This window comes from Treponema sp. UBA7567, assembly GCF_002476655.1.
Taxonomy (GTDB): domain Bacteria; phylum Spirochaetota; class Spirochaetia; order Treponematales; family Treponemataceae; genus Treponema_D.
In genome coordinates this window covers 7,366-27,491 of record NZ_DLLH01000062.1, presented here as the reverse complement: position 1 = coordinate 27,491, position 20,126 = coordinate 7,366, and the positions used below count along the sequence as shown (strand labels likewise).

16 protein-coding genes, 2 tRNA genes and 1 pseudogene (1 of these 19 running past the window's edge) are annotated in these 20,126 nt (G+C 41.3%); 12 read left to right on the top strand and 7 right to left on the bottom strand.

Annotation, left to right across the window (positions count from 1 at the left end):
• Positions 1–93 precede the first annotated feature (93 nt).
• Positions 94–2,157, bottom strand: coding sequence for an elongation factor G (gene fusA, locus B3Y13_RS07860; protein WP_296693776.1), 2,064 nt, complete (start codon positions 2,155–2,157; stop codon positions 94–96).
• 151 nt (positions 2,158–2,308) lie between these two features.
• On the bottom strand, positions 2,309–2,962 hold the full coding sequence (locus tag B3Y13_RS07855; protein ID WP_296667338.1) for an HAD family hydrolase: 654 nt from the start codon (positions 2,960–2,962) through the stop codon (positions 2,309–2,311).
• Positions 2,963–3,148: 186 nt separating this feature from the next.
• Between B3Y13_RS07855 and B3Y13_RS07850 the strand changes: the two genes are divergently transcribed.
• The 4 genes from B3Y13_RS07850 to B3Y13_RS07835 all read left to right on the top strand — a co-directional run bounded on the left by B3Y13_RS07850 (position 3,149) and on the right by B3Y13_RS07835 (position 7,255).
• A tRNA-Gln gene (locus tag B3Y13_RS07850) sits at positions 3,149–3,219 on the top strand.
• A gap of 52 nt (positions 3,220–3,271) precedes the next feature.
• Positions 3,272–3,344: transfer RNA gene (locus B3Y13_RS07845), tRNA-Glu, on the top strand.
• A gap of 312 nt (positions 3,345–3,656) precedes the next feature.
• Entirely contained in the window at positions 3,657–4,643 is a 987-nt protein-coding gene (gene rsgA / locus B3Y13_RS07840; protein WP_296667340.1) for a ribosome small subunit-dependent GTPase A, read from the top strand.
• A gap of 2 nt (positions 4,644–4,645) precedes the next feature.
• Complete coding sequence (locus B3Y13_RS07835) at positions 4,646–7,255, top strand: endonuclease MutS2 (protein ID WP_296693774.1); 2,610 nt, start codon at positions 4,646–4,648, stop codon at positions 7,253–7,255.
• Positions 7,256–7,420: 165 nt separating this feature from the next.
• On the opposite strand, the gene thrA is transcribed toward B3Y13_RS07835, so the two are convergent.
• The gene (gene thrA, locus B3Y13_RS07830; protein ID WP_296667345.1) at positions 7,421–9,916 is read right to left on the bottom strand and encodes a bifunctional aspartate kinase/homoserine dehydrogenase I; all 2,496 of its coding nucleotides are present in this window, start codon (positions 9,914–9,916) and stop codon (positions 7,421–7,423) included.
• Between the two features lie 247 nt (positions 9,917–10,163).
• Between thrA and B3Y13_RS07825 the strand changes: the two are divergent.
• Both B3Y13_RS07825 and B3Y13_RS07820 read left to right on the top strand, forming a co-directional pair.
• Positions 10,164–11,095, top strand: a pseudogene (locus tag B3Y13_RS07825) (hypothetical protein).
• Entirely contained in the window at positions 11,096–11,944 is an 849-nt protein-coding gene (locus B3Y13_RS07820) for a type I phosphomannose isomerase catalytic subunit (RefSeq protein ID WP_296693772.1), read from the top strand. It begins immediately after the preceding pseudogene.
• A gap of 72 nt (positions 11,945–12,016) precedes the next feature.
• Here B3Y13_RS07820 and deoD read toward each other — a convergent pair whose 3' ends face one another.
• From deoD to B3Y13_RS07805, 3 genes are all read right to left on the bottom strand, one after another.
• Positions 12,017–12,721, bottom strand: a complete 705-nt coding sequence (deoD, locus tag B3Y13_RS07815; protein WP_296019748.1) for a purine-nucleoside phosphorylase — start codon at positions 12,719–12,721, stop codon at positions 12,017–12,019.
• Between the two features lie 52 nt (positions 12,722–12,773).
• The gene (locus tag B3Y13_RS07810; protein ID WP_422664331.1) at positions 12,774–13,364 is read right to left on the bottom strand and encodes a chromate transporter; all 591 of its coding nucleotides are present in this window, start codon (positions 13,362–13,364) and stop codon (positions 12,774–12,776) included.
• 41 nt (positions 13,365–13,405) lie between these two features.
• Positions 13,406–14,014, bottom strand: a complete 609-nt coding sequence (locus B3Y13_RS07805; RefSeq protein ID WP_296693769.1) for a chromate transporter — start codon at positions 14,012–14,014, stop codon at positions 13,406–13,408.
• A gap of 97 nt (positions 14,015–14,111) precedes the next feature.
• On the opposite strand from B3Y13_RS07805, the gene B3Y13_RS07800 reads away from it, so the two are divergent.
• The gene (locus B3Y13_RS07800) at positions 14,112–14,339 is read left to right on the top strand and encodes a hypothetical protein (protein WP_296667713.1); all 228 of its coding nucleotides are present in this window, start codon (positions 14,112–14,114) and stop codon (positions 14,337–14,339) included.
• A gap of 93 nt (positions 14,340–14,432) precedes the next feature.
• Here B3Y13_RS07800 and malQ read toward each other — a convergent pair whose 3' ends face one another.
• Complete coding sequence (gene malQ, locus B3Y13_RS07795; RefSeq protein WP_296667715.1) at positions 14,433–15,998, bottom strand: 4-alpha-glucanotransferase; 1,566 nt, start codon at positions 15,996–15,998, stop codon at positions 14,433–14,435.
• Between the two features lie 316 nt (positions 15,999–16,314).
• Here malQ and sufC point away from each other — a divergent pair, with 316 nt between their 5' ends.
• The 5 genes from sufC to B3Y13_RS07770 form a co-directional block, all read left to right on the top strand.
• Entirely contained in the window at positions 16,315–17,067 is a 753-nt protein-coding gene (gene sufC / locus B3Y13_RS07790) for a Fe-S cluster assembly ATPase SufC (protein ID WP_296667717.1), read from the top strand.
• A gap of 18 nt (positions 17,068–17,085) precedes the next feature.
• On the top strand, positions 17,086–18,492 hold the full coding sequence (sufB, locus tag B3Y13_RS07785; protein WP_296667719.1) for a Fe-S cluster assembly protein SufB: 1,407 nt from the start codon (positions 17,086–17,088) through the stop codon (positions 18,490–18,492).
• Positions 18,493–18,606: 114 nt separating this feature from the next.
• Positions 18,607–19,707: a SufB/SufD family protein gene (locus B3Y13_RS07780; protein ID WP_296667721.1), complete on the top strand. Its 1,101-nt coding sequence runs from the start codon at positions 18,607–18,609 to the stop codon at positions 19,705–19,707.
• 21 nt (positions 19,708–19,728) lie between these two features.
• Positions 19,729–19,974, top strand: a complete 246-nt coding sequence (locus tag B3Y13_RS07775) for a TIGR03905 family TSCPD domain-containing protein (protein ID WP_296667723.1) — start codon at positions 19,729–19,731, stop codon at positions 19,972–19,974.
• Positions 19,975–20,078: 104 nt separating this feature from the next.
• Positions 20,079–20,126: the 5' portion of an SIMPL domain-containing protein gene (locus B3Y13_RS07770; protein ID WP_296693767.1), read on the top strand. The gene runs 645 nt beyond the window's last position; the window shows 48 of its 693 coding nt (coding positions 1–48); its start codon is at positions 20,079–20,081; its stop codon lies beyond the right edge, outside the window.

Genomic DNA, 20,126 nt, shown 5'->3' with positions numbered 1-20,126 from the left:
TTTTTGCAATTTTTATTTTTTATCCTGAAAAAAGAAAGCCGCCAAAAAGTAAGTTTCTGACGGCTTTCTTTTATTTCTGAATGTCTCTGATTTTTAGAGTCCTGCGTTATCTAAGCCGCCCTGCTTAACCTGAAAATGTGAAAATTCCATGCTAAAGCTTGCGCGTCCCTGGGTTACAGAACGAAGGTTTGTAGAAAATCCGAACATTTTTGCCATTGGAGCAGTGCAATGGATAATCTCGCCGGTAGATTTAGAATCCTGGCCGCTGATAATTCCACCGCGCTGAGTAATCTGGCTGATCGCTTCGCCTACAAATTCAACAGGACTTGTAATGTCAACGTTCATAACAGGCTCAAGAATTACAGGACCTGCTTTTCTTGCAGCTTCGTCAAAAGCCTGGGCTGCACAGGCAGTAAATGCGAAAGGTGTTCCGGTAAGTTCGTTGTAGTCGATTTTTGTGACAGTTACGCCGACATCGGCACAAGGATAGCCGTACTGAATTCCAGACGCAAACGAGTTTTCGATTCCTGTTTTTATAGCGTCGTAAATTTCGTCTGGAATTTCTCCGCCATGAACCGCGCAAGAATAAGTGTTGCCTTGTCCCTGCTCATTCTTTTGAATTTTTAAAGTTACGCCTGCAAAATTGTCTTTTCCGGCAAGATTTTTCTCCCAAACAGAACTCTGTTCAACCTCAGAAGTTACAGACTCGCGGTATGTTACGCGAGGAGCGCCAACATTCGCCTTAACGCCAAAATCCTCCTTCATTCTTGTAACCAAAACGTCAAGATGCAATTCGCCCATTCCGCTTATGATAAGCTGCCCAGTTTCTGCATCTTCGTGACTTGTAAAAGTCGGATCTTCGCGGCTCATAATTGCAAGCGTATCAATAAGCTTATCTTTATCAGAAAGAGTTTCCGGTTCAATTGCAATAGAAATTACAGGTTCAGGAAATTTAAGGCTTTCGAGGAGAACCGGCATTCCCTCGGAACCGAGAGTGTCGCCTGTCGAAGCAAGTTTTAGTCCGACAAAAACGGCAATATCGCCTGCGCTTACGCTGTCCATCTGCTCCATTCGATTTGCATTTACACGAAGGATTCTATTCACCCTTTCACGCTTTTTCTTTCCGACGTTAAGATACTGGCTTCCTGCTGTAAATTTTCCGGAATAAACGCGGACAAAGCAAAGAGTGCCCATATCTTTGTCCTGCTGGATTTTAAAAACAAGACCGAGCGGCATCTTCTTTTCGTCGCAAGGAATTTCTACTTCTTCTTCGCGGTCTTTTTTTATATGAAGGCCTTTTGCAGGAGGAACATCGGTCGGACAAGGCAAATAGTCGAGAACAGCATCAATTAAAGGCTGAATTCCCTTGTCGCGGCGCGCAGAACCAAGCACACAAGGAACCGCAGTTCTAGCAATCGTACATCTTCTCAAAGCGGCCTTGAGCATATCGTCAGAGATTTCTCCGCCTTCAAGATAAATCATTCCAAGCGCATCGTCAGCCGAAGCAACATCGTCAACTAGTTTTGCATGCCACTTTTCAGCCTCGTCCTTTCTTTCAGGAGAAATTTCCGATTCAATAAAAGTTTCGCCTTCATCGCTTTCGTTCCAGCGAATTTCCTTCATTTTGATTAAATCAATCAGGCCTTCAAATTTTTCGCCCTGTCCAATAGGAATTTGAAGGGCAATAGTATTTGCGCCAAATTTTTCGCGGACATCATTTATAGAATAGAAAAAATCTGCTCCAATTCTGTCCATTTTATTTACAAAACAAAGTCTTGGAACATTAAACTGGTCAGCTTGCCGCCATACAGTTTCGGTCTGTGGCTGAACACCGTCAACAGCGCAAATTACAGCAACAGCACCGTCCAAAACACGCAACGAGCGCTCAACTTCGGCAGTAAAGTCAACGTGTCCCGGAGTGTCGATAATATTTATCGTGTAGCCTTTCCATTGAGTCGTAATTGCAGCAGAAGCAATCGTAATTCCACGCTCCTGTTCCTGCTTCATGAAATCCATAGTTGCGGTACCATCATCAATTTCGCCGATTTTATGAATTTTTCCCGTGTAAAAAAGAATTCTCTCAGTTGTTGTTGTTTTTCCGGCGTCAATGTGAGCCATAATTCCAATATTGCGCATTTTTGCAAAATCTAAAGCCATTTTCGTACCCTGTAAAATTTCAAAAAATTCCTTCGCTAAAAAAGTTCAGCCTTCAAAATAAAATTTAAAGACCATAAAAAACTAGAGAGAGATTATACCAAAATCAAAAAATCCTAACAATAAGAAGATTTCCCAAATTTTTTACACAGTTTTAAATTTCTTCCAGGGAATTTAAAATTTTTGCGCACAAACTTTTTATTTTTTCGTCCGGTTTTATCTGGTCTGGAACTAAAATAACTTTTAAACCGGCATTATACGCCGAAAGAACACCGTTCGGACTGTCTTCGACGGCAACACAGTTTTTTGGATCTATACCGACAGAGGAACAGGCCCTTAAATAGATTTCAGGATCTGGCTTTGAATGCTCTACGCTGTCGCCACAGGTAAGTGTTTCAAAATAATCTATCAATCCAGCACGAGAAAGCTGTCTTTCGACTGCCTGTCTTCTAGTTGAACTTGCAAGCGCAAGAATAAAACCTTTATTTTTTAGCCGCTCAAGACAGTTTTTTGCACCTGGCATAAGTTCAATTCCTTCGCTTTCTTCTGTTTTACGAAAAAGATTTCTGGCATAATCATACCATTCTCGAACATTAAAATTTTCATTCTGTTTTTCAAAAAAATTCTGAAGAGTAAAAAGAGTATCCTGATCTGACTGCCCTACACACTGGTAATAAACTTCATCAACGCCCTTAAGATTCCATTTTTCAGCCGCCAGTCTCCAGCATTTTTTACAGAGACTTTCAGTGTCCAAAAGCACTCCATCCATATCAAAAACAAAAGCAGAAATTCCGCCAGCATTAAACATAATTTTTATCCAACTTTATAAAAAGCTTTGTGCAAGATCTCGACATCAAGAATATTTTAGAAAAAAAGCATTTTCTTTTCAACAAAACAAAAAATACAGAGCGCACATAAAAAACTAAATTTTTAATATCCAACACTTGACATAAAATTTATTTTTTCATATAGTAGTTTACATCACAAATCACATTCCCCGATTGTGTAATGGTAGCACTTCAGATTCTGGTTCTGACTGTGGGGGTTCGAATCCTCCTTGGGGAACTCGAAAAAGGGCTGACTTTTAATAGTCGGCTTTTTTTATAAAAAAACAAAAGGCTCCATCGAATATCGGTTTAGTTCATCGCCCTCTCAAGGCGGGGAGACGGGTTCGACTCCCGTTGGAGCTAAAAAAAGCTTAAAGACATCTTTTGGGATGTCTTTTTTTATGGGCAATGTCCCAAAAGTATATTTTCTGCCATTTTAGGGTCTGCCACGAAAATCTAAATGAATATATTGCAATCATTTAGAGATTGCTAACCGAGCTTGCTATGCAAACATCGCAGTATCAAGAACGACAATGACATTTAGAACTTATTAGGCATCCCCCTTCCCCCCCCCTCCAACAAAAAGAAGCGAACCCGCGAGGTGAGCGCGCCGACTGGCGAAAAGGTTCCAGAAAATATTGCAAAACCTTAAAATCTTACGTAAAATCAACTTATATGAACCAACTTACAGGTACCGTTTTAAGCGGCTCGAACAATGTCTTTGAAGTTGAATCTTTTTCCGAAGATGACGGAGGTTTTACAACCCGTTCATGCGCCCTCAAAAGCAAAAGGTTAAAATCAGACAAAAAATATTACAATCCGCTTGCTCCTGGCGACATTGTCCAAATTGAAGTTGACAGTCTTGAAGACAAAAAAGGTCAAATTACGGCTTTGGTTCCGCGCAAAAACGAATTCGTACGTTGGAACGTAAAAGGACGTTCTCCGCAGCTTCTGGCAGCAAATCTTGACTATGTAATTCTCGTTACAACCCCAGAAGAGCCTGATTTCCGTCCGCGTTTTATTGACCGCGAACTTGCACAGGCCGAAAGACAGGGAATCGAACCGATAATTCTCGTCAATAAATGCGACCTTGAAGGTTCTCAAGACGAATCATTCTTAAAATACGTTTCAATCTGGGAAAAACTCGGATACAAGGTGATGAAAATTTCTGCAAAAACTGGCGAAGGCATGGTTGAGTTTGCACATTTTATCCAAAACAAACTCTGCGCGCTTGTAGGCCAGTCCGGTGTCGGAAAATCATCTCTTGTAAACGTTCTGGACAGCACTGTCGTTCTCAAGACAGGAAGTCTTTCTAAAAAATACGGCAAAGGAAGCCACACAACAACAAAAGGCACTTTGCTTCACATAAAATTAAACGAATCGCTTACTGGCGGCATCCAAGGCGCTGTAGCCTCAATAATCGACACTCCAGGAGTCAGACGCTTTGTACTGCACGGCATCGAATCAAAAGACCTTGCACTTTACTTTAGGGAATTTTCTCCCCTTGTCGGAAAATGCAACTTTGGCTTAAGCTGCACACATATAAACGAAAAAGGCTGCAAAATTCTCGAAGCCGTTGAATCTGGCAAAATCAGCCGAGAGCGCTATGAAAACTGGAAAAAAATCTCAGAAGAAATTAAAACAGGCAGCTGGACAGACTAACAATGTGGCACAAAAAAACACTCGAAGACCTTGCCTATTTTAGAATCCGCGACACAATTGCAGGATTTTGCGCAGGCGAAGAATCACAGGAACTTTTTAAAACAAAACTTCCGTTTACAGAAAATGAAAAAATCGAAGAATTAAAAAATTTAAGCCGGGAATGGGACATAATTCTCAATTCAAAATCTTCTTTTTCTATAAAAAGCTGGAATCCGGTTCATTCTTTTTTTAAGATTTTACGTGTTGAAGGAACAACTCTCGACCGCGAACAGCTTTTTGCAATTTTGCAGTTTGCAACTTCGGCCCTAAACGCAGAAGAAACAATAAACACCGCTTCAAAAACACTGTCCGTAAAAAAACTTCATTCACTCTCGCAGACTCTTCCGGAAAATGAGCTCTTGGCAGTAAAAAACGAAATTTCGCGAGTCCTGGACAAGGACGGACAACTAAAAGACCTTCCGGTTCTACGCGAAATCCGCGCAAAAATCGCCCAGCTTAAATCAGAAATTGCAGGAGCGCTCAAAAAATACACGGCAGATTCAAGCCTTTCAAACGTACTTTCGAGCAATGTTCCGGCGTTCAGGGCAGACAGGCAGGTTCTTGCGGTAAAAGCGAATCAGCGCGCACGAATTTCGGGAATTGTCCACGAAGTAAGCGCGTCAGGCCAGACAATTTTTATCGAACCTGACGAAGTCGTACGAAAAAATAATGAACTTATTCAAGAAGAATTCCATCTTCAGAGCGAAACACGAAAAATCTTTACAGAACTCACAGCAAAAATAGCGCCCTATGTTGAATTCATTTCTTCCGCCCTCAAAATTCTAATCAAACTCGACCAAACTTGCGCGGCGGCCCGCTGGGGAATTGAAAACGACTGTACATATGCGCTTTCTTGCACAGAAAAAGACGGAACCGCTCTTCCTCCTGCCCTCGTCGCAGCAAGGCATCCGCTTCTTGGCGAAAAAGCCGTTCCAATAGACATGAAATTTTTAAACGAAAAAAATGTTCTCATAATCACAGGCCCAAACACCGGCGGCAAAACAGTCAGCCTCAAAACCTTTGCGCTTTTTGCGCTTTTAAACCAGACTGGATTTCCACTTCCGGCAAAAGACGGCACAAGGCTTCCTGTATTCAACTCGGTTTTTGCAGACATTGGCGATGAACAGTCAATTGACCAAAGCCTTTCAACTTTTTCCGCACATATGAAAAACATTGCGGCAGCGGTAAAAAAGGCAGATAAAGACAGCCTTGTTCTTCTGGATGAACTTGGCAGCGGAACAGATCCACAGGAAGGCGGAGCAATCGGAATGGCAGTTCTTGACCATCTTATCGAAAAAAAAGCATTCGTCCTTGTCACAACCCACCACGGAATTTTAAAAAATTACGGTTACACAAACAAATTCTGCATAAACGCAAGCGTAGATTTTGACACGGACACGCTAAGCCCGACATACAGGCTTTTGATGGGAGTTCCGGGAGAAAGCCACGCCTTAGACATTGCAAAACGTTCAGGCTTAAGCTCAGAAACAGTCGAAAAAGCAAAACACTACATTCAAAGCGAACAGGCAGACGTAAGCACGCTCATAAAAGGTCTTACCGAAAAATACGCCCAGTTTGCAAAAGCCGAAAAAGAAGCAGCAGACCTCGAAAGCCGTCTTAAAGAAAAAGAACTCAAGCTGGAACAAAAGCTTCTTCGTCAAAAAGAAAAAGAACTCGAACTTAGAGAACGTGAGCAGCAGGAATCAGGACTTTTTGTTTCGCAAACCCGCAAAAAACTCGAAAATCTCGTGCGGACCCTCCGCGAAGGCGAAATAACCCGCGAAAAAACACTCAGCGTAAAACAGTTTTTAAACGAACTTACAGGCAAAGTCGAAAAATCAGACAAAGCCCTCGAAGAAGAAAAAATCCGTCTCGAAAAACAAAAAGAAGAATTCGAAAAAAAATTAAAGTCAGAACCTGTCCGCCTGGAAAACGGCATGCTCATAAGCACAAACAGTTCAAACCGCCCAAAATCAAACAAGGCAAGCAAAAAAAAGCTCAGCAATGCGCAGGCACTCGCACTGGCAAAAAACACATACACAGCAGAAGAAGCAGAAAAACTCAGCGCACAAGCAGGCTCAAGTTTCGTAACAAAGGCGCAGACCGTACAAGTTTCGCCACTTGCCTTCGAAGCCGGCAGCGAAGTTCTGCACAGGGCAACAAAAACACGCGGAACATTGATTTCCAGCATAAAAAAAGGCGTTTGGTCAGTACAATTAGGCTCAATCAGAATAAATTTAAAAGAAAAGGATCTTGAGCTCATAGCCCCAGCCCAAATTCGCGCGACTGTCAGCATAGAACTTGCCCAAGACATTTCTGGACAGGCAAAACCAGTTTTCGAGCTGCGTCTCCTCGGAATGCGCGAAGAAGAAGCCCTCAAAGCCCTTGCACGCCAGCTCGACCTCTGCCAAATTCACAATTTCAAAACCTTCTCTATAATCCACGGCAAAGGAAACGGCATTTTGCAGCAGTCAGTCCAAACATATCTTTCGCAATACCCGGCCGTCAAAAGTTTTCATTACGCTTCGCCAGAAGACGGCGGATTCGGAAAAACCTATGTTGAATTAAATTAAAGGAGGGGAAAGCCTTCCCCTGCGCGCCCGCTGCGCCGGCCGCTACCCCTTCAAGCGGGGGCACCCCGCAACGCCCCGCAAAACTGCTATAGACAGCTCACCAAACTCTGCTTTTTATAAAAAAAATCCGTGCAACATTCTGCCGCACGGATTTTTTATCAAAAGCTACACTTCCGGATTAAAGCTTACCGTTCTTAAGACGTCGCCAAATACTCCGGCCGCAGTAACGTCTGCTCCTGCTCCGTAACCGCGGATTGTCAAAGGAATTGGCGTATATCTTGCTGTTTCAAATACAAAGGCATTTTCACCGCCTTTTACCGCAAATAAAGGATTTTCTGGTCCTACTTCCAGCATTCCGACAGAAACCTTGCCGTTTTTTATCGATGCGCCCATTCGCAAAACTCTATTCTGCTTTTTAAGAGAAGCCATTTTTTCATCAAAATAAGAATCAACTTCCGGCAAACGAGCCATAAACTCGTCTACAGTTCCTTCTATGCTGAAATTTTCAGGAAAAATCGAATTCATTTTTATGTCAGAAAGTTCAATTTCCATTCCGGCTTCGCGCGCAATAATCAGAGCCTTGCGTGCAACATCAGTTCCTTTAAGGTCGTCGCGAGGATCAGGTTCCGTAAAGCGCATTTCTTTTGCTTCTTTTACCGCTTCGCTAAATTTTTTTCCTTCGTCGAGTTTTCCAAAAATATACGAAAGAGAACCTGACATAATTCCGTTAAAACCTGCAAGGCTGTCTCCAGATTTAAACAAGTTCTGCAAAGTATCAATAATCGGAAGTCCTGCTCCAACATTTGTTTCGTACAAAAAGCGCACATGATTTTTGTTCGCAGTTTCACGCAATTCACGATAATACTGCATAGACATTGAATTTGCACGTTTGTTAGGAGTTGCGACATTCATGCCAGAATTCAAAACATCAAGATAGCGTTCTGGAAGATCGTAGCTTGCCGTACAGTCAACAAAAATAGGATTTAGAGGCTTGTTTTCCTTTACAAATTTTAAAACTTCATCAAGATTCGTCTTTTTTCCAGAAACAGAAACTGCATTTCTCCAGTCAGACAAATCAAGTCCATTTCCGTCAAGAAGCATTCCTCGCATTGTCGCAATACAGCAAACTTTTATGTCGATATTCTGTTCTTTCAAAATCTTCTGCTGTTTATAAATCTGATCAAGCAAGGCTCCGCCAATTGTTCCTGCGCCAAAAGCAAAAACTTCAATCGGCTGAGTTGTATTAAAGAAGAATCTGTGTGTTGTCTTTACGGCAATGTCGCCATATTCACCGGCAATTACTGTCGAAATTGAGCGTTCGCTTGAACCTTGTGCAATCGCAAGAATATTTATGCTTCGGCTCGAAAGCGCATTGAAGAATTTTCCTGCAACACCACGATTTTGCTTCATACCATCGCCGACAATCGACACAATTGCACAGTCTTCGATTACACTTATCGGATTTATAAGGCCGTCACGGATTTCAAATGCAAATTCAGACTCAAGAGCATCTTTTACTTCTACGCTCTGGCTTTGGCGTACACAGAACGAAATTGTATATTCTGAAGAAGATTGAGTAATCAAAAGCATGCTGATTCCTGCACGGCTTACTGCGGCAAAAATTCGGCTTGCAATGCCAGTTTTACCTTTCATTCCTCCACCGCTTACTGAAACGAGGGCTGTTTTTTTCAGACAAGAAATTCCGCAGACAGGCCCAACTTTTTTTTCAGATTCAAAAGGGCCGCGGCCAATTCTAGTTCCACGCGCCTTGGGATTGTGAGAATTTAAGCTCCATGCTTCGATTCCGCGGGCAACAAGAGGGGCGAGAGTTTTTGGATGAAGGACTTTTGAACCAAAGAACGAAAGTTCCATCGCCTCTTCGTAAGTCATATCGTCAACAAGAATTGCATCGCTTACGACACGAGGATCGGCAGTATAGATTCCATCAACATCTGTCCAAAATTCAACTTTTTTAGAAGCAAGGCAGGCGCCTATTATTGCGGCAGAAAAATCCGAGCCATTGCGCCCCAAAAGTCCCATTTTCGGCTCATCATCGGCATGCGCAGACCAACCGCATACAAATCCTGGAAAAAGAAGAATCTGCGCCTGAGAACATTCAGCACCATCGCGGTAAGGTCCAAGAGCTTCCGAAGTTCTTGCATAATCAGGATCGCTTTCAATCTGGTTTCCAGTTGTAAAGATGAATTTTCGGCTGTCCAAAACAAGAACATTCTGTTTTTTTGCAATAAGAATTGCATTTATAATCGGAACACAGCACAGTTCGCCCATCCCCATTATGCGGCAGTAAATTGATTCCGGACATTCGCCAAAAGCCGCAACGCCAGAAAGCAATTTTTCAAGTTCAATAAAGTTAGGTTCGATTTTTGCCATTGTAGAATCAGAGTCAAAACCTGCTACAGAAGCATGAAGCTGGGCGCAAATATCTCCATGAGTCCTTTTTATGCCGTCTATGAAATTTGCAGGAAGCGAACCAGAAACACAGCCGTCAATAGCGGCCTGAAGAGCATTAGAAACTCCGGCAACGGCAGAAACAATTACGCTGATCCTGTCAGTTTTTGCCCTGCCAAGCATAATTTCCACAGAATCAAGCATTCTGCGGGCGGATCCCATCGAAGTACCACCAAATTTCAAAGTAAGCATACAAACCTCACAACTTTTTAGAAGTTTCAATTATAATGAATAAAAACTCTTGTTACAATCAGAAAAGATTCTGCATTTTTCTATTAAAATCGATTATATTATTCAATTTTTCAAGAATCACTTTACACAAAAAACTCGAACAAACACGAAAAAACCGTTTTGTTGAAAAAGTGAAATTTTAGTGCTAAAATGAATTTCGAACGCACAAAAAGATGTTCTAAAATAACATTCATTACGGGAGATTATTATGAAACCTACTTTACTCGTACTTGCGGCAGGAATGGGAAGCCGTTACGGCGGAATCAAACAGATTGATACAGTTGGAAAAAACGGAGAGTGTCTTCTTGACTACGCTGCATATGACGCTAAAAAATGCGGTTTTGAAAAAATCGTTTACATAATCAGAAAGGACATTGAAAAGGATTTCCGTGAACGTCTTTTTGACAGAATTGCAAAAAATATCGATGCCGAATATGTTTTTCAGTCGCCAGAAGCGCTTTTGACTGCCGACGAATNNACGCACTTTCTCAGACAGCCGGCCGCAAAAAGCCATGGGGAACTCTTCACGCTGTCCTCTGCGCAAAAAAAGCGCTCAACACTCCTTATGCAGTAATCAATGCAGATGACTACTACGGACGCTCAGCATTTGAAACACTCGGAAAATACCTTTCTTCTATCGACAATAGCTGCACAGAACACGCAATGGTCGGCTACATTCTCGGAAAAACAATGAGCAGAAACGGTTCTGTAAGCCGTGGAGTCTGCCGGACAAAAGACGGCTACCTTGAATCAATCACCGAAAACACAAAAATTTACTATACTGGCGAAAATTTCAGCGGAAACGAAATTGAATCAGATTTGAACGGCACAATCTACAAACTGACCGGAAACGAAACTGTCAGCATGAATCTCTTCGGCTTTACACCTGCCGCTTTCGATGAATTTGAAAAATACTGGGACGGATTCAAAAAAACAAACCTCGAAGAACAAAAAGCAGAAGCGCTTCTTCCAGTTGCCGCAAGCCAAATTATCAAAGACAATAAAGGCAAGATAAAAGTATTCACTTCCGAAGAAAGCTGGTTTGGCATGACTTACGCAGAAGACAAACAGGTTGTAAAAGACGCAATCGCCGAAAAAATTGCATCTGGCTACTATCCTGAAAAACTTTGGGACAAATAATTGAAACTTTTAACACCAATTCGCTCAGAAAAAGTATGGGGATACGAAGACTGGATTGCATCAACCCACAAAGACGGTTCCCAAAAAGATTTTATTGAACTCGTAAAAGATTATCCTCTTCTTGTAAAGATCATTCAGGCAAATGACACTCTTTCTGTCCAGGTTCATCCGGACGATAAAACAGCCGTTGAACTTGAAGGTGAAGGCTCCCGCGGAAAAACTGAATGCTGGTACATTCTTGACTGCAAAAAAGGCGCAAAACTAATTGCCGGCTTAAAAGACGGCTGCACAAAAGAACAGATTTCTGCCGCAATAAAAAACGGAACGGTTTCTGGACTTATGAACAGCGTTGAAGTAAAAAAAGGCGACTTCATCTTTATTCCAGCAGGAACTGTGCACGCAATAGGCGGAGGAATTCGTCTTATGGAAGTCCAGCAGAGTTGCAACATTACATACAGGCTCTACGACTGGGGACGTCCGCGCGAACTGCATATCGAAAAAGGCGTAAAATCAATAAAACTCGAAGCAGACACAAAAAACTGCTTTTCAGACGGAAAACCATTCAGTTTGTCGCCAATTGCGCCTCTTGCACAAAATTTTGAGTGTCCGTATTTTTCGCTTATCCAAAAAAATTTTTCTGGCGGATATTCATTTCTTGCTTCCAAAAACGAAGGCTATGAACTTTTATTCGTTGTAAACGCAGAAAAACTAAAAGCAACAGGAACAGATTCCGACGGACAAAAAGTTCTTTTTGAAACCTTGCAAGCAGAACAGATTTTTGCAGTTTCTCCGGGAGAAAAAGTCACTCTCGAAGGCAAGGCAAAAATAATAAGAATTAAAGCAAAATAAAAAAAGCGCCATAGAACTTTTTCAAGAACACTACGTCAAAAACTCCATGGCACTTTCTATTTTCAGTTTTTTTCAGACCGAAATTATCGTTTCAAGGGCAATTCTCATCATATTTGTAAAAGCCGTCTGTCTTTCTTCGGCAGTAGTTTCTCCGCCTTTGAGAATATGGTCGCTAACGGTCATAATTGCCATTGCACGACGGTTATATTGCGCGGCAAGAGTAAAAAGTTCTGCGCTTTCCATTTCGATTCCTTTAACACCGTATTCTTTCCACTTCTTCCAGTTTGAATTGATGTCATAAAAAAAATCTGAAGAAGCAACAGAACCAATCGTATAGCGGATTCCCATTTTTTGAGCAACAGAATCGGCAGTTTTTACCATATAAAAATCGGCAGTTGGAGCAAAATGGAGAGCGCCAAATCTTTGGTTTAAAAGACAGGAATCTGAACACGCTGAATTTACAAGAACTGTATCTCGCAGCTCAAGCTCTTCAGAAATTGCTCCGCAGGTTCCAACGCGAATCGCTTTTTGAACGCCATAATCCTTAAAAAGTTCAGTAGCATAAATTGAAAGCGAAGGCTGTCCCATTCCAGTTCCCTGAACGCTTACAGGAACTCCCTTGTAAGTTCCCGTATAACCGTACATTCCGCGCACTTCGTTATACAATTTTGGATTTTCCAAAAAATTCTCTGCGATAAATTTGGCACGAAGAGGATCTCCAGGCAAAAGAATATTTTCTGCAATTGCTCCAGCAGGAGCGTTAATATGTGTGCTCATTTTTTCTCCCATTAAAACAGCGATTATAACTTTTTTAATTTTACTTTCGTTTTTAACAGAATACAACTCCAAAAATTGCGCCTGCTAAAACTATAAAAACAGGATGAAGTTTTGTCGTAAACAAAACGACAAGGCAAAGAACATAAAAAGCCGCATTAACCGCACTGATTATAATTCCGCTCTGCCAAGTTGAAATATCCGACGCTACAAAACCCGAAGTAGCAGTGATAAGGGCAAGAATAAGAATTTTTGCCGCCGCAACCGCAATTACGCCAGAAACAGCAGGACGCAATGTGGAAAAAGCAGCCTGAACACCTTTTTTTTCGGAGAATTTGCCAAAATAGCGGGCAATAAGCATTATTACGATTAAAGAAGGCAATACCTGTCCAAATGTCGTAATAATTNNAAGTTCCGTGCCAACATAAGTCGCAAGATTAATTCCAATCGGACCAGGAGTAGATTCAGAAATTGCGACCATATTGAAAAATTTTTCAGCCGAAAGAAGCTTTAAATTATCAACCGCAATTTGCTGAATAATTGTAATTCCAACCTGACCTCCGCCAATTGTTATAAGTCCTATATAAAAAAACACTGCAACAAGACAAAAAAGTCCTACTGATGTTTGATTTTGAATCTGTGTCATAATAAATTCTGTCATATTTTTCTCCAGCTAATTCTCTAAATTTATTTTTTTACATGTTTGTTTCCGTCGGAAGCGGAATTTTCTTTTTCTGAAACTTTCTTAAAATCACCGCGAAAAACTGCAATCAAAATTCCAAGAATGCAGCTTCCAAGAATAATCCAAATTGTTCCAACGTTAAAAACAAAAATCAAAAGGAACGAAATCACAAGAAGAATAAAACCAAAAATGTTTTTTACAGACTTTTTTGAAAATTTGTAAACTGCGCTGGTCAAAATTGCAGCAACAGCAACGTTAATTCCACGCAGCGCTTTTTGAACCCAAACAAGTTCTGCAAAATTATTTATAAAAAGCGCAATAATCGTAATTATTATAAGCGAAGGGAAAACCATTCCAAAAGTCGAAACACATCCGCCAATTACGCCAAGTTTCTTGTAGCCTGTAAAAGTAGCAACATTTACAGCAATAATTCCTGGAGTCGACTGGCCAATTGCAAACCAGTCAAGAAGCTCCTCGGAAGTAGTCCAGCCGCGTTTTTCAACAAGCTCAAGCTCAAGAATTGGAAGCATTGCAATTCCGCCTCCAAAAGTGCATAAACCGACCTTGAACATTACGCTAAAAAGTTCCCACAAAATTTTTAATTTTTCTTTCATATTGTCCACCTGTTTTTTTATCCGCTCAACAAAAAGTTTGACGAAAAGATTTTTTACATTGATAATGATTATACAAATAATTGGAGGATTATAAAATATGGCAAAAAAATCTCGAAAAACAAAGGATTACTTCGGACTTCCATGGCTTGTAAGTGTGCTTCTTGCCCTCTTTCTTGGCCCGCTAATGGGAATTTTTACACGGCTTTCCGAAAAAAAGATTGTAGCGGCAATTCTACGCATATTTTTCGGCTGGAATATCGTCTGGCTAATTGACTTTATTCTCGTTCTCTTTGGAAAACCTATTCTTCGGCTAGTAAACTTTTAATTTTCACTTAAACACCTAACAAAAAAATACGGACAGCAGACGCTGTCCGTATTTTTTTCAACTTCGTGTATCTACATACTACACTTATGAATTCTATCTGTTATATAAGCAGTTCAATTCTTTTAGCCACTCGCACTTTTTGCTGGCAATTTCTCCGTAAAGCATATCATATCTCATTCTCCATGACCAATTTGCACAGGCTTTTCCCGGCGTATTCATTCTGCAATCAGAACCAAAGCCGTACAAATCCTGCATTGGAACAAGAGCAAAAGAAGCTGTGCTCGAAAAACAAAGACTAACAAGTTTTCGGCACAAACTTCCGTCAGAACGCATTGCACATGCCTCAGAAAAACCTACCTTCCGTCCTTCCAAATACGACGCAACAAGGCACAAATTCTCTTCATAAAGCGAATTCAGCATTCCCTGGGTTGTGTCGTTGTCGTGGGTTCCAGTATAAGCAACGCAATTTGCATTAAAAAAATTATGAGGCAAAAAAGCATTTACAAGAGAGCCTTTTTTTTCTTCCGCACAATCAAAACCAAACTGAATTATTTTCATTCCGGGAAGTCCGCATTTATCGCGCAACCGGCGCACACTGTCCGTAATTTCACCCAGATCTTCGGCGATTAAAGGCAATTCTCCGAGCTCATTTTTTATCGCCTTAAAAAGAGCGATTCCGGGTCCTTTGAGCCATTTGCCCTTTTCGGCAGTCTTAGAACCAAATTTTACAGCCCAATAAGAATCGAAACCGCGAAAATGGTCAATCCGCACATAGTCAACAAGCTTTAAAATATTTTTTATGCGCAAAATCCACCATTCAAAACCGTCTTCCGAAATTTTTTTCCAGTCATAAAGAGGATTTCCCCAAAGCTGACCTGTCGGACTAAAATAATCCGGCGGAACTCCAGCAACAACGCTCGATTCCCCGTTCTCCTTTAATTGAAAATATTTTTGGTTTGCCCAAACATCTGCGCTGTCAGCACTTACAAAAATCGGAATATCCCCGATAATTTCAACATTTTTTGACTTTGCATATTCATGAAGAGCATTCCATTGCGTAAATGCAAAAAATTGAATCAATTTTGTCGTTAAAATTTCATCTTCGTGACTTTTCTTCCATAAGCTGACCGCATTTTTCCGGCAAAGCCGCAATTCTTCAGGCCAGGCTTTATTCCACATTCCTTCGTCATCGTAATGCGATTTTATGCTCATAAAACAAGCAAAATCATCAAGCCAAAAATCGTTTTCTTTGCAAAAAATTCCAAATTCAGTCTTCAGTCCTTTTAAGCCGCCGTCCAAAAGTTTTAGCGCAATTTTCTTTAAAACGCCAGTTTTCCACCAGACAACGCTTCCAAAGTCAACATTTCCGTCAGTTTTTATGTAATCTGGCGGAACAATTTCATCTTTTTGAGCCCATCCACGCTCAAGCAAATCCTCAAAATCAATCAAAAGCGGATTTAACGCAAAAGCCGAAAATGGCTGGTAAGGCGAGTCTCCGTAACCAGTCGGTCCCAAAGGCAAAACTTGCCACAATTTAGTGCCAGAAGCCGAAAGCCAGTCGACAAAATCAAAAGCCGGACGGCCAATAGTCCCGATTCCAGCAGAAGCCGGCAAAGACGTAGGATGAAGCAATATTCCAGATTTTCTTTTTAAATTCATAAATCCAATTCTAGCACATTAAAATTCAAAAAAAATTAAAAATCCGTTTTTTTTCTTTTTTTTCGGGCGGCTTTTTAGGACAAGCCTAAAAACCGTGCTTTCCACTGTTCCGCTTTCGCTCCAAACCGGCAAAGCCGGTTCGCCTGCGGCGCAGTTCCAATCACTGCCGTGCGCATATTGCGCACACTAAAATAAACGAGTTTTGCGCAAGCAAAAGTCGCGGCATAACTTTTGTTATGCCAAATCACTGCCGTGCGCATATTAAGTTCGCAATAGTATTCTCTAAAACACATATTTTCTATATAATTTGCAAATTATGGACAATTTATTACAGATTAAGGATTTATCAGTAAATATAGAAAATAAACAGGTTTTAAACGGCGTTTCTTTAAATATAAATGCCGGCGAAACTCATGTTCTTATGGGACCAAATGGAGCTGGAAAATCAACCCTCGGATACACAATTATGGGAAATCCCCGCTACACTGTTTCTAGCGGAAAAATTTTCTTTGATGGAGAAGACATTACAAGCCTTCCGTCAGACAAACGCGCCGCAAAAGGTCTTTTTTTGAGTTTTCAGTCGCCTCTCGAAGTTCCAGGAATTTCTCTTGAAAGCTTTATACGAAGCGCTCTTCAAGCAGCAACAGGACAGAGAGTACGGCTTTTTCAGTTTCAAAAAGAGCTAAAAGAAAAAATGGCTCTTCTCAACATGGACGAAAGTTATGCAAAACGAGATTTGAATGTCGGTTTTTCCGGCGGAGAGCGCAAAAAGAGCGAAATTTTGCAGCTTTTAATGCTCAAGCCAAAGCTTGCAATTCTTGACGAAACGGATTCTGGACTTGACGTTGATGCAGTTCGCACTGTTTCAAAAGGAATCGAAGAATATCAAAAGTCCGCAAATGGCTCTCTCCTCGTAATTACACATTCGACAAAAATTTTGGAAAGCCTTAAAATCGACAGAACGCATGTTCTTGTAAAAGGCAAAATCGTAAAAGACAGCGGGGCAGAACTCGTTGAAGAAATCAATGCCAACGGTTTTGAGCAGTTTGAAAGAGGAAATCTGGCATAACGCTTAAAGGACAGACAAATGGCAGAAAAAAACAACGAAATACCAGAAGTTTCCGATTCTCCATACGATTTTAAATATGAAGAAAAAGGATTTTACCGCAATAAGCAAGGACTGACAAAAGAAATCGTCGAAAAACTTTCAGAAGACAAGCACGACCCTGAATGGATGAGGGAATTCCGCTTAAAAGCTCTCGAAATTTACAACGAACTTAAAGTTCCGGAATGGGGACCAGATATTTCAGGACTCAACATAGATGAAATCGTAACCTATGTTCGTCCAAACACGCAAATGCAGACAAAGTGGGAAGACGTTCCTGAAGACATAAAGCAAACTTTTGAAAAACTTGGAATTCCAGAAGCAGAACGCACATCTCTCGCAGGCGTTGGCGCACAGTACGACTCTGAACTGGTTTACCACAACCTTCAGGACGAAGTAGCAAAGCAGGGAGTTATCTATACAGACTTTGAAAGTTCACTTTCCGGGCCTTATGCAAATATGGTCAAAGAGCATTTTATGCAGCTTGTAAAACCTTCCGACCACAAATTTGCAGCTCTTCATGGAGCCGTCTGGTCTGGAGGAAGCTTTGTCTATGTTCCAAAAGGCGTAAAAGTCGAAATTCCACTGCAAAGTTACTTCCGTCTGAATGCAAAAGGCGCCGGACAGTTTGAGCACACTCTCATAATCGTAGACGAAGGCGCAGACGTTCACTTTATCGAAGGCTGTTCCGCACCAAAATACAACGTTGCAAACCTTCACGCAGGCTGTGTTGAGCTGTACGTCAAAAAAAATGCACATTTGCGCTATTCGACAGTCGAGAACTGGTCAAAAAATATGTACAATCTCAACACAAAACGTGCGCGGGTTGAAGAAGGCGGTTCAATCGATTGGGTCTCCGGTTCATTTGGAAGCCACATTTCCTACCTTTATCCAGAAAGCGACCTTGTCGGAAGAGGCTCCCATGCGGAATTTACAGGCGTAACCTTTGCAGGCGAAGGACAGGAACTGGACACAGGCGCAAAAATGGTTCACCTTGCGCCAGACACAACTTCGCTCATAACCTCAAAATCGCTTTCAAAGGCTGGAGGTTCTTCGATTTACCGAAGCGCAATCTACATTGGACCGGAAGCAAAAGGCTCAAAAGCAAGCGTAAGTTGCGACGGACTTATGCTCGACAACAAAAGCCGCTCCGACACAATTCCTGCAATGGAAATCCACACGGACGAGTGCGCAGTCGGACACGAAGCAAAGATTGGCCGCATTTCTGGAGACGCAATTTTCTATCTTATGAGCCGCGGAATCAGCGAAGAAGAAGCACGCACAATGATTGTTTCCGGTTTTGCAAATCCTGTTTCAAAAGAACTGCCGCTTGAATACGCAGTCGAAATGAACAACCTGATTCGTCTGGAAATGAAGGGCAATATGTAAAAATACAAAGGGGCGCCTGCCCCTCGCTGCAAACCTGCGGTTTTACGCTGCCCCCTCTCCTGGGGAGCGCCCCAAGCCCCCGAATGCAGCCTTAAATTTACAAGGAATGTAATTATGACAAAAAAAATTTCTTATCATAATGTAAATAAAACGCCGTACCTTACATGGAACTGGCTCAAAATGAACCGAGGCGTTCTCGATACAGAAATCGACACTTCTGTCGTTCCATGCGCAAAAATCCGCGGAGCAACAGACGGCTTGATTCTCTACAAAGACGACGGAAACGGCTGCGCAGAAATTGCCGAACTCGAAGAAAAACTTCCTTTTATGGCGCAAAGTTCAAGTACAGACACTACAGACATCATCAATTCACTAAATTCCGTAAAATTTGCGCTTACAGCGCAAAAAAAATGCACAGAACCGATAATTTTGGATTTTGAGCTCAAAGACGGACAGACATATTCTGGACGGCAAATTGTAATTGCCGAAGAAAATTCCGAAATCACCGTAATAATGAACTACACGTCTCTTCCTTTTGACGGCGGTTTTTGCGCAATACAGACAAAACTTTGGGCAAAACCATATTCAAAAATTCACCTTGTGAAAGTTCAGCTTTTAGGCCAAAAATACACTCACCTTGACGACACTCAGTTTTTTGCAGAAGACAACGCAAGCGTAAAAGTAACGCAAATTGAACTCGGATCAAAACAGGCTTTTGCAAACGTAACCTGCGCACTTTCTGGTTACGCTTCAAGCTTTACAAGCGAAACCGCCTACACCGCAAAAAATGAACAAAATTTCGACATAAATTACTGCGTTTCGCACACAGGAAAAGACACAGAGTCAAAAATGAGCATAAAAGGCACTCTTTTGGACAATGCAAAAAAACTTTACCGCGGAACAATCGATTTTAAGAGAGGCTGCGAAGGTTCAAAAGGCAACGAATACGAAGAAACCCTTCTAACCTCGCCAACTGCCGTAAACCGTTCAATTCCAATGATTTTGTGTGGAGAAGAAAATGTAGAAGGCGCCCACGGCGGAAACCTTGGTAACCTAGGCACCGAAGAGCTGTTTTATTTTCAGTCGCGCGGAATTGACGAAAAAACTGCAAAATCAATAATGACACGTGCAAAAATAATGGAAGCAGCTTCGCACATTTCTGACGAAAAAACAGTCAGCAAAATAAAGGCGTTTATCGGCGAAGAAGAAAATTAAACAAAAAAAACGAGGTGCACAATGCAGAAAGTAACATTTAAAACAAAAGGAACTTGTTCAAAATCAATAACATTTGAACGCGACGAACAAAACAGAATTCACAATATAAAATTTGAAGGCGGTTGCGACGGAAACTTAAAGGCAATATCAAAACTCTGCGAAGGAATGACAGCCGAAGAAATTTCAACAAAACTTTTAGGAAACCTTTGCCGCGACAAAGGAACAAGCTGCGCAGACCAGCTGGCAAAAGCCGTCATGGAAAAATAAAATTGATGGAAAAGTCAAAAAAATCGGGCTATAATATTCAATAGCGCAAAAATATAAAAAGCCAAACAAAAGTTTTCAACAGGCATTTTTATGGGAGGAACTTTATGAACAGTTTAAAAATCGGAATTTCAATCATCATTTCATCATTGATT

Bases quoted from the DNA above. Each gene is read 5' to 3' on its own strand.
- B3Y13_RS07775 (WP_296667723.1), top strand. From the start codon at position 19,729: ATGCAGAAAGTAACATTTAAAACAAAAGGAACTTGTTCAAAATCAATA.
- B3Y13_RS07805 (WP_296693769.1), bottom strand. From the start codon at position 14,014: ATGAAAGAAAAATTAAAAATTTTGTGGGAACTTTTTAGCGTAATGTTC.
- rsgA (WP_296667340.1), top strand. From the start codon at position 3,657: ATGAACCAACTTACAGGTACCGTTTTAAGCGGCTCGAACAATGTCTTT.
- B3Y13_RS07855 (WP_296667338.1), bottom strand. From the start codon at position 2,962: ATGTTTAATGCTGGCGGAATTTCTGCTTTTGTTTTTGATATGGATGGA.
- sufB (WP_296667719.1), top strand. From the start codon at position 17,086: ATGGCAGAAAAAAACAACGAAATACCAGAAGTTTCCGATTCTCCATAC.
- B3Y13_RS07780 (WP_296667721.1), top strand. From the start codon at position 18,607: ATGACAAAAAAAATTTCTTATCATAATGTAAATAAAACGCCGTACCTT.
- fusA (WP_296693776.1), bottom strand. From the start codon at position 2,157: ATGGCTTTAGATTTTGCAAAAATGCGCAATATTGGAATTATGGCTCAC.
- malQ (WP_296667715.1), bottom strand. From the start codon at position 15,998: ATGAATTTAAAAAGAAAATCTGGAATATTGCTTCATCCTACGTCTTTG.
- B3Y13_RS07800 (WP_296667713.1), top strand. From the start codon at position 14,112: ATGGCAAAAAAATCTCGAAAAACAAAGGATTACTTCGGACTTCCATGG.
- deoD (WP_296019748.1), bottom strand. From the start codon at position 12,721: ATGAGCACACATATTAACGCTCCTGCTGGAGCAATTGCAGAAAATATT.
- thrA (WP_296667345.1), bottom strand. From the start codon at position 9,916: ATGCTTACTTTGAAATTTGGTGGTACTTCGATGGGATCCGCCCGCAGA.
- B3Y13_RS07835 (WP_296693774.1), top strand. From the start codon at position 4,646: ATGTGGCACAAAAAAACACTCGAAGACCTTGCCTATTTTAGAATCCGC.
- sufC (WP_296667717.1), top strand. From the start codon at position 16,315: ATGGACAATTTATTACAGATTAAGGATTTATCAGTAAATATAGAAAAT.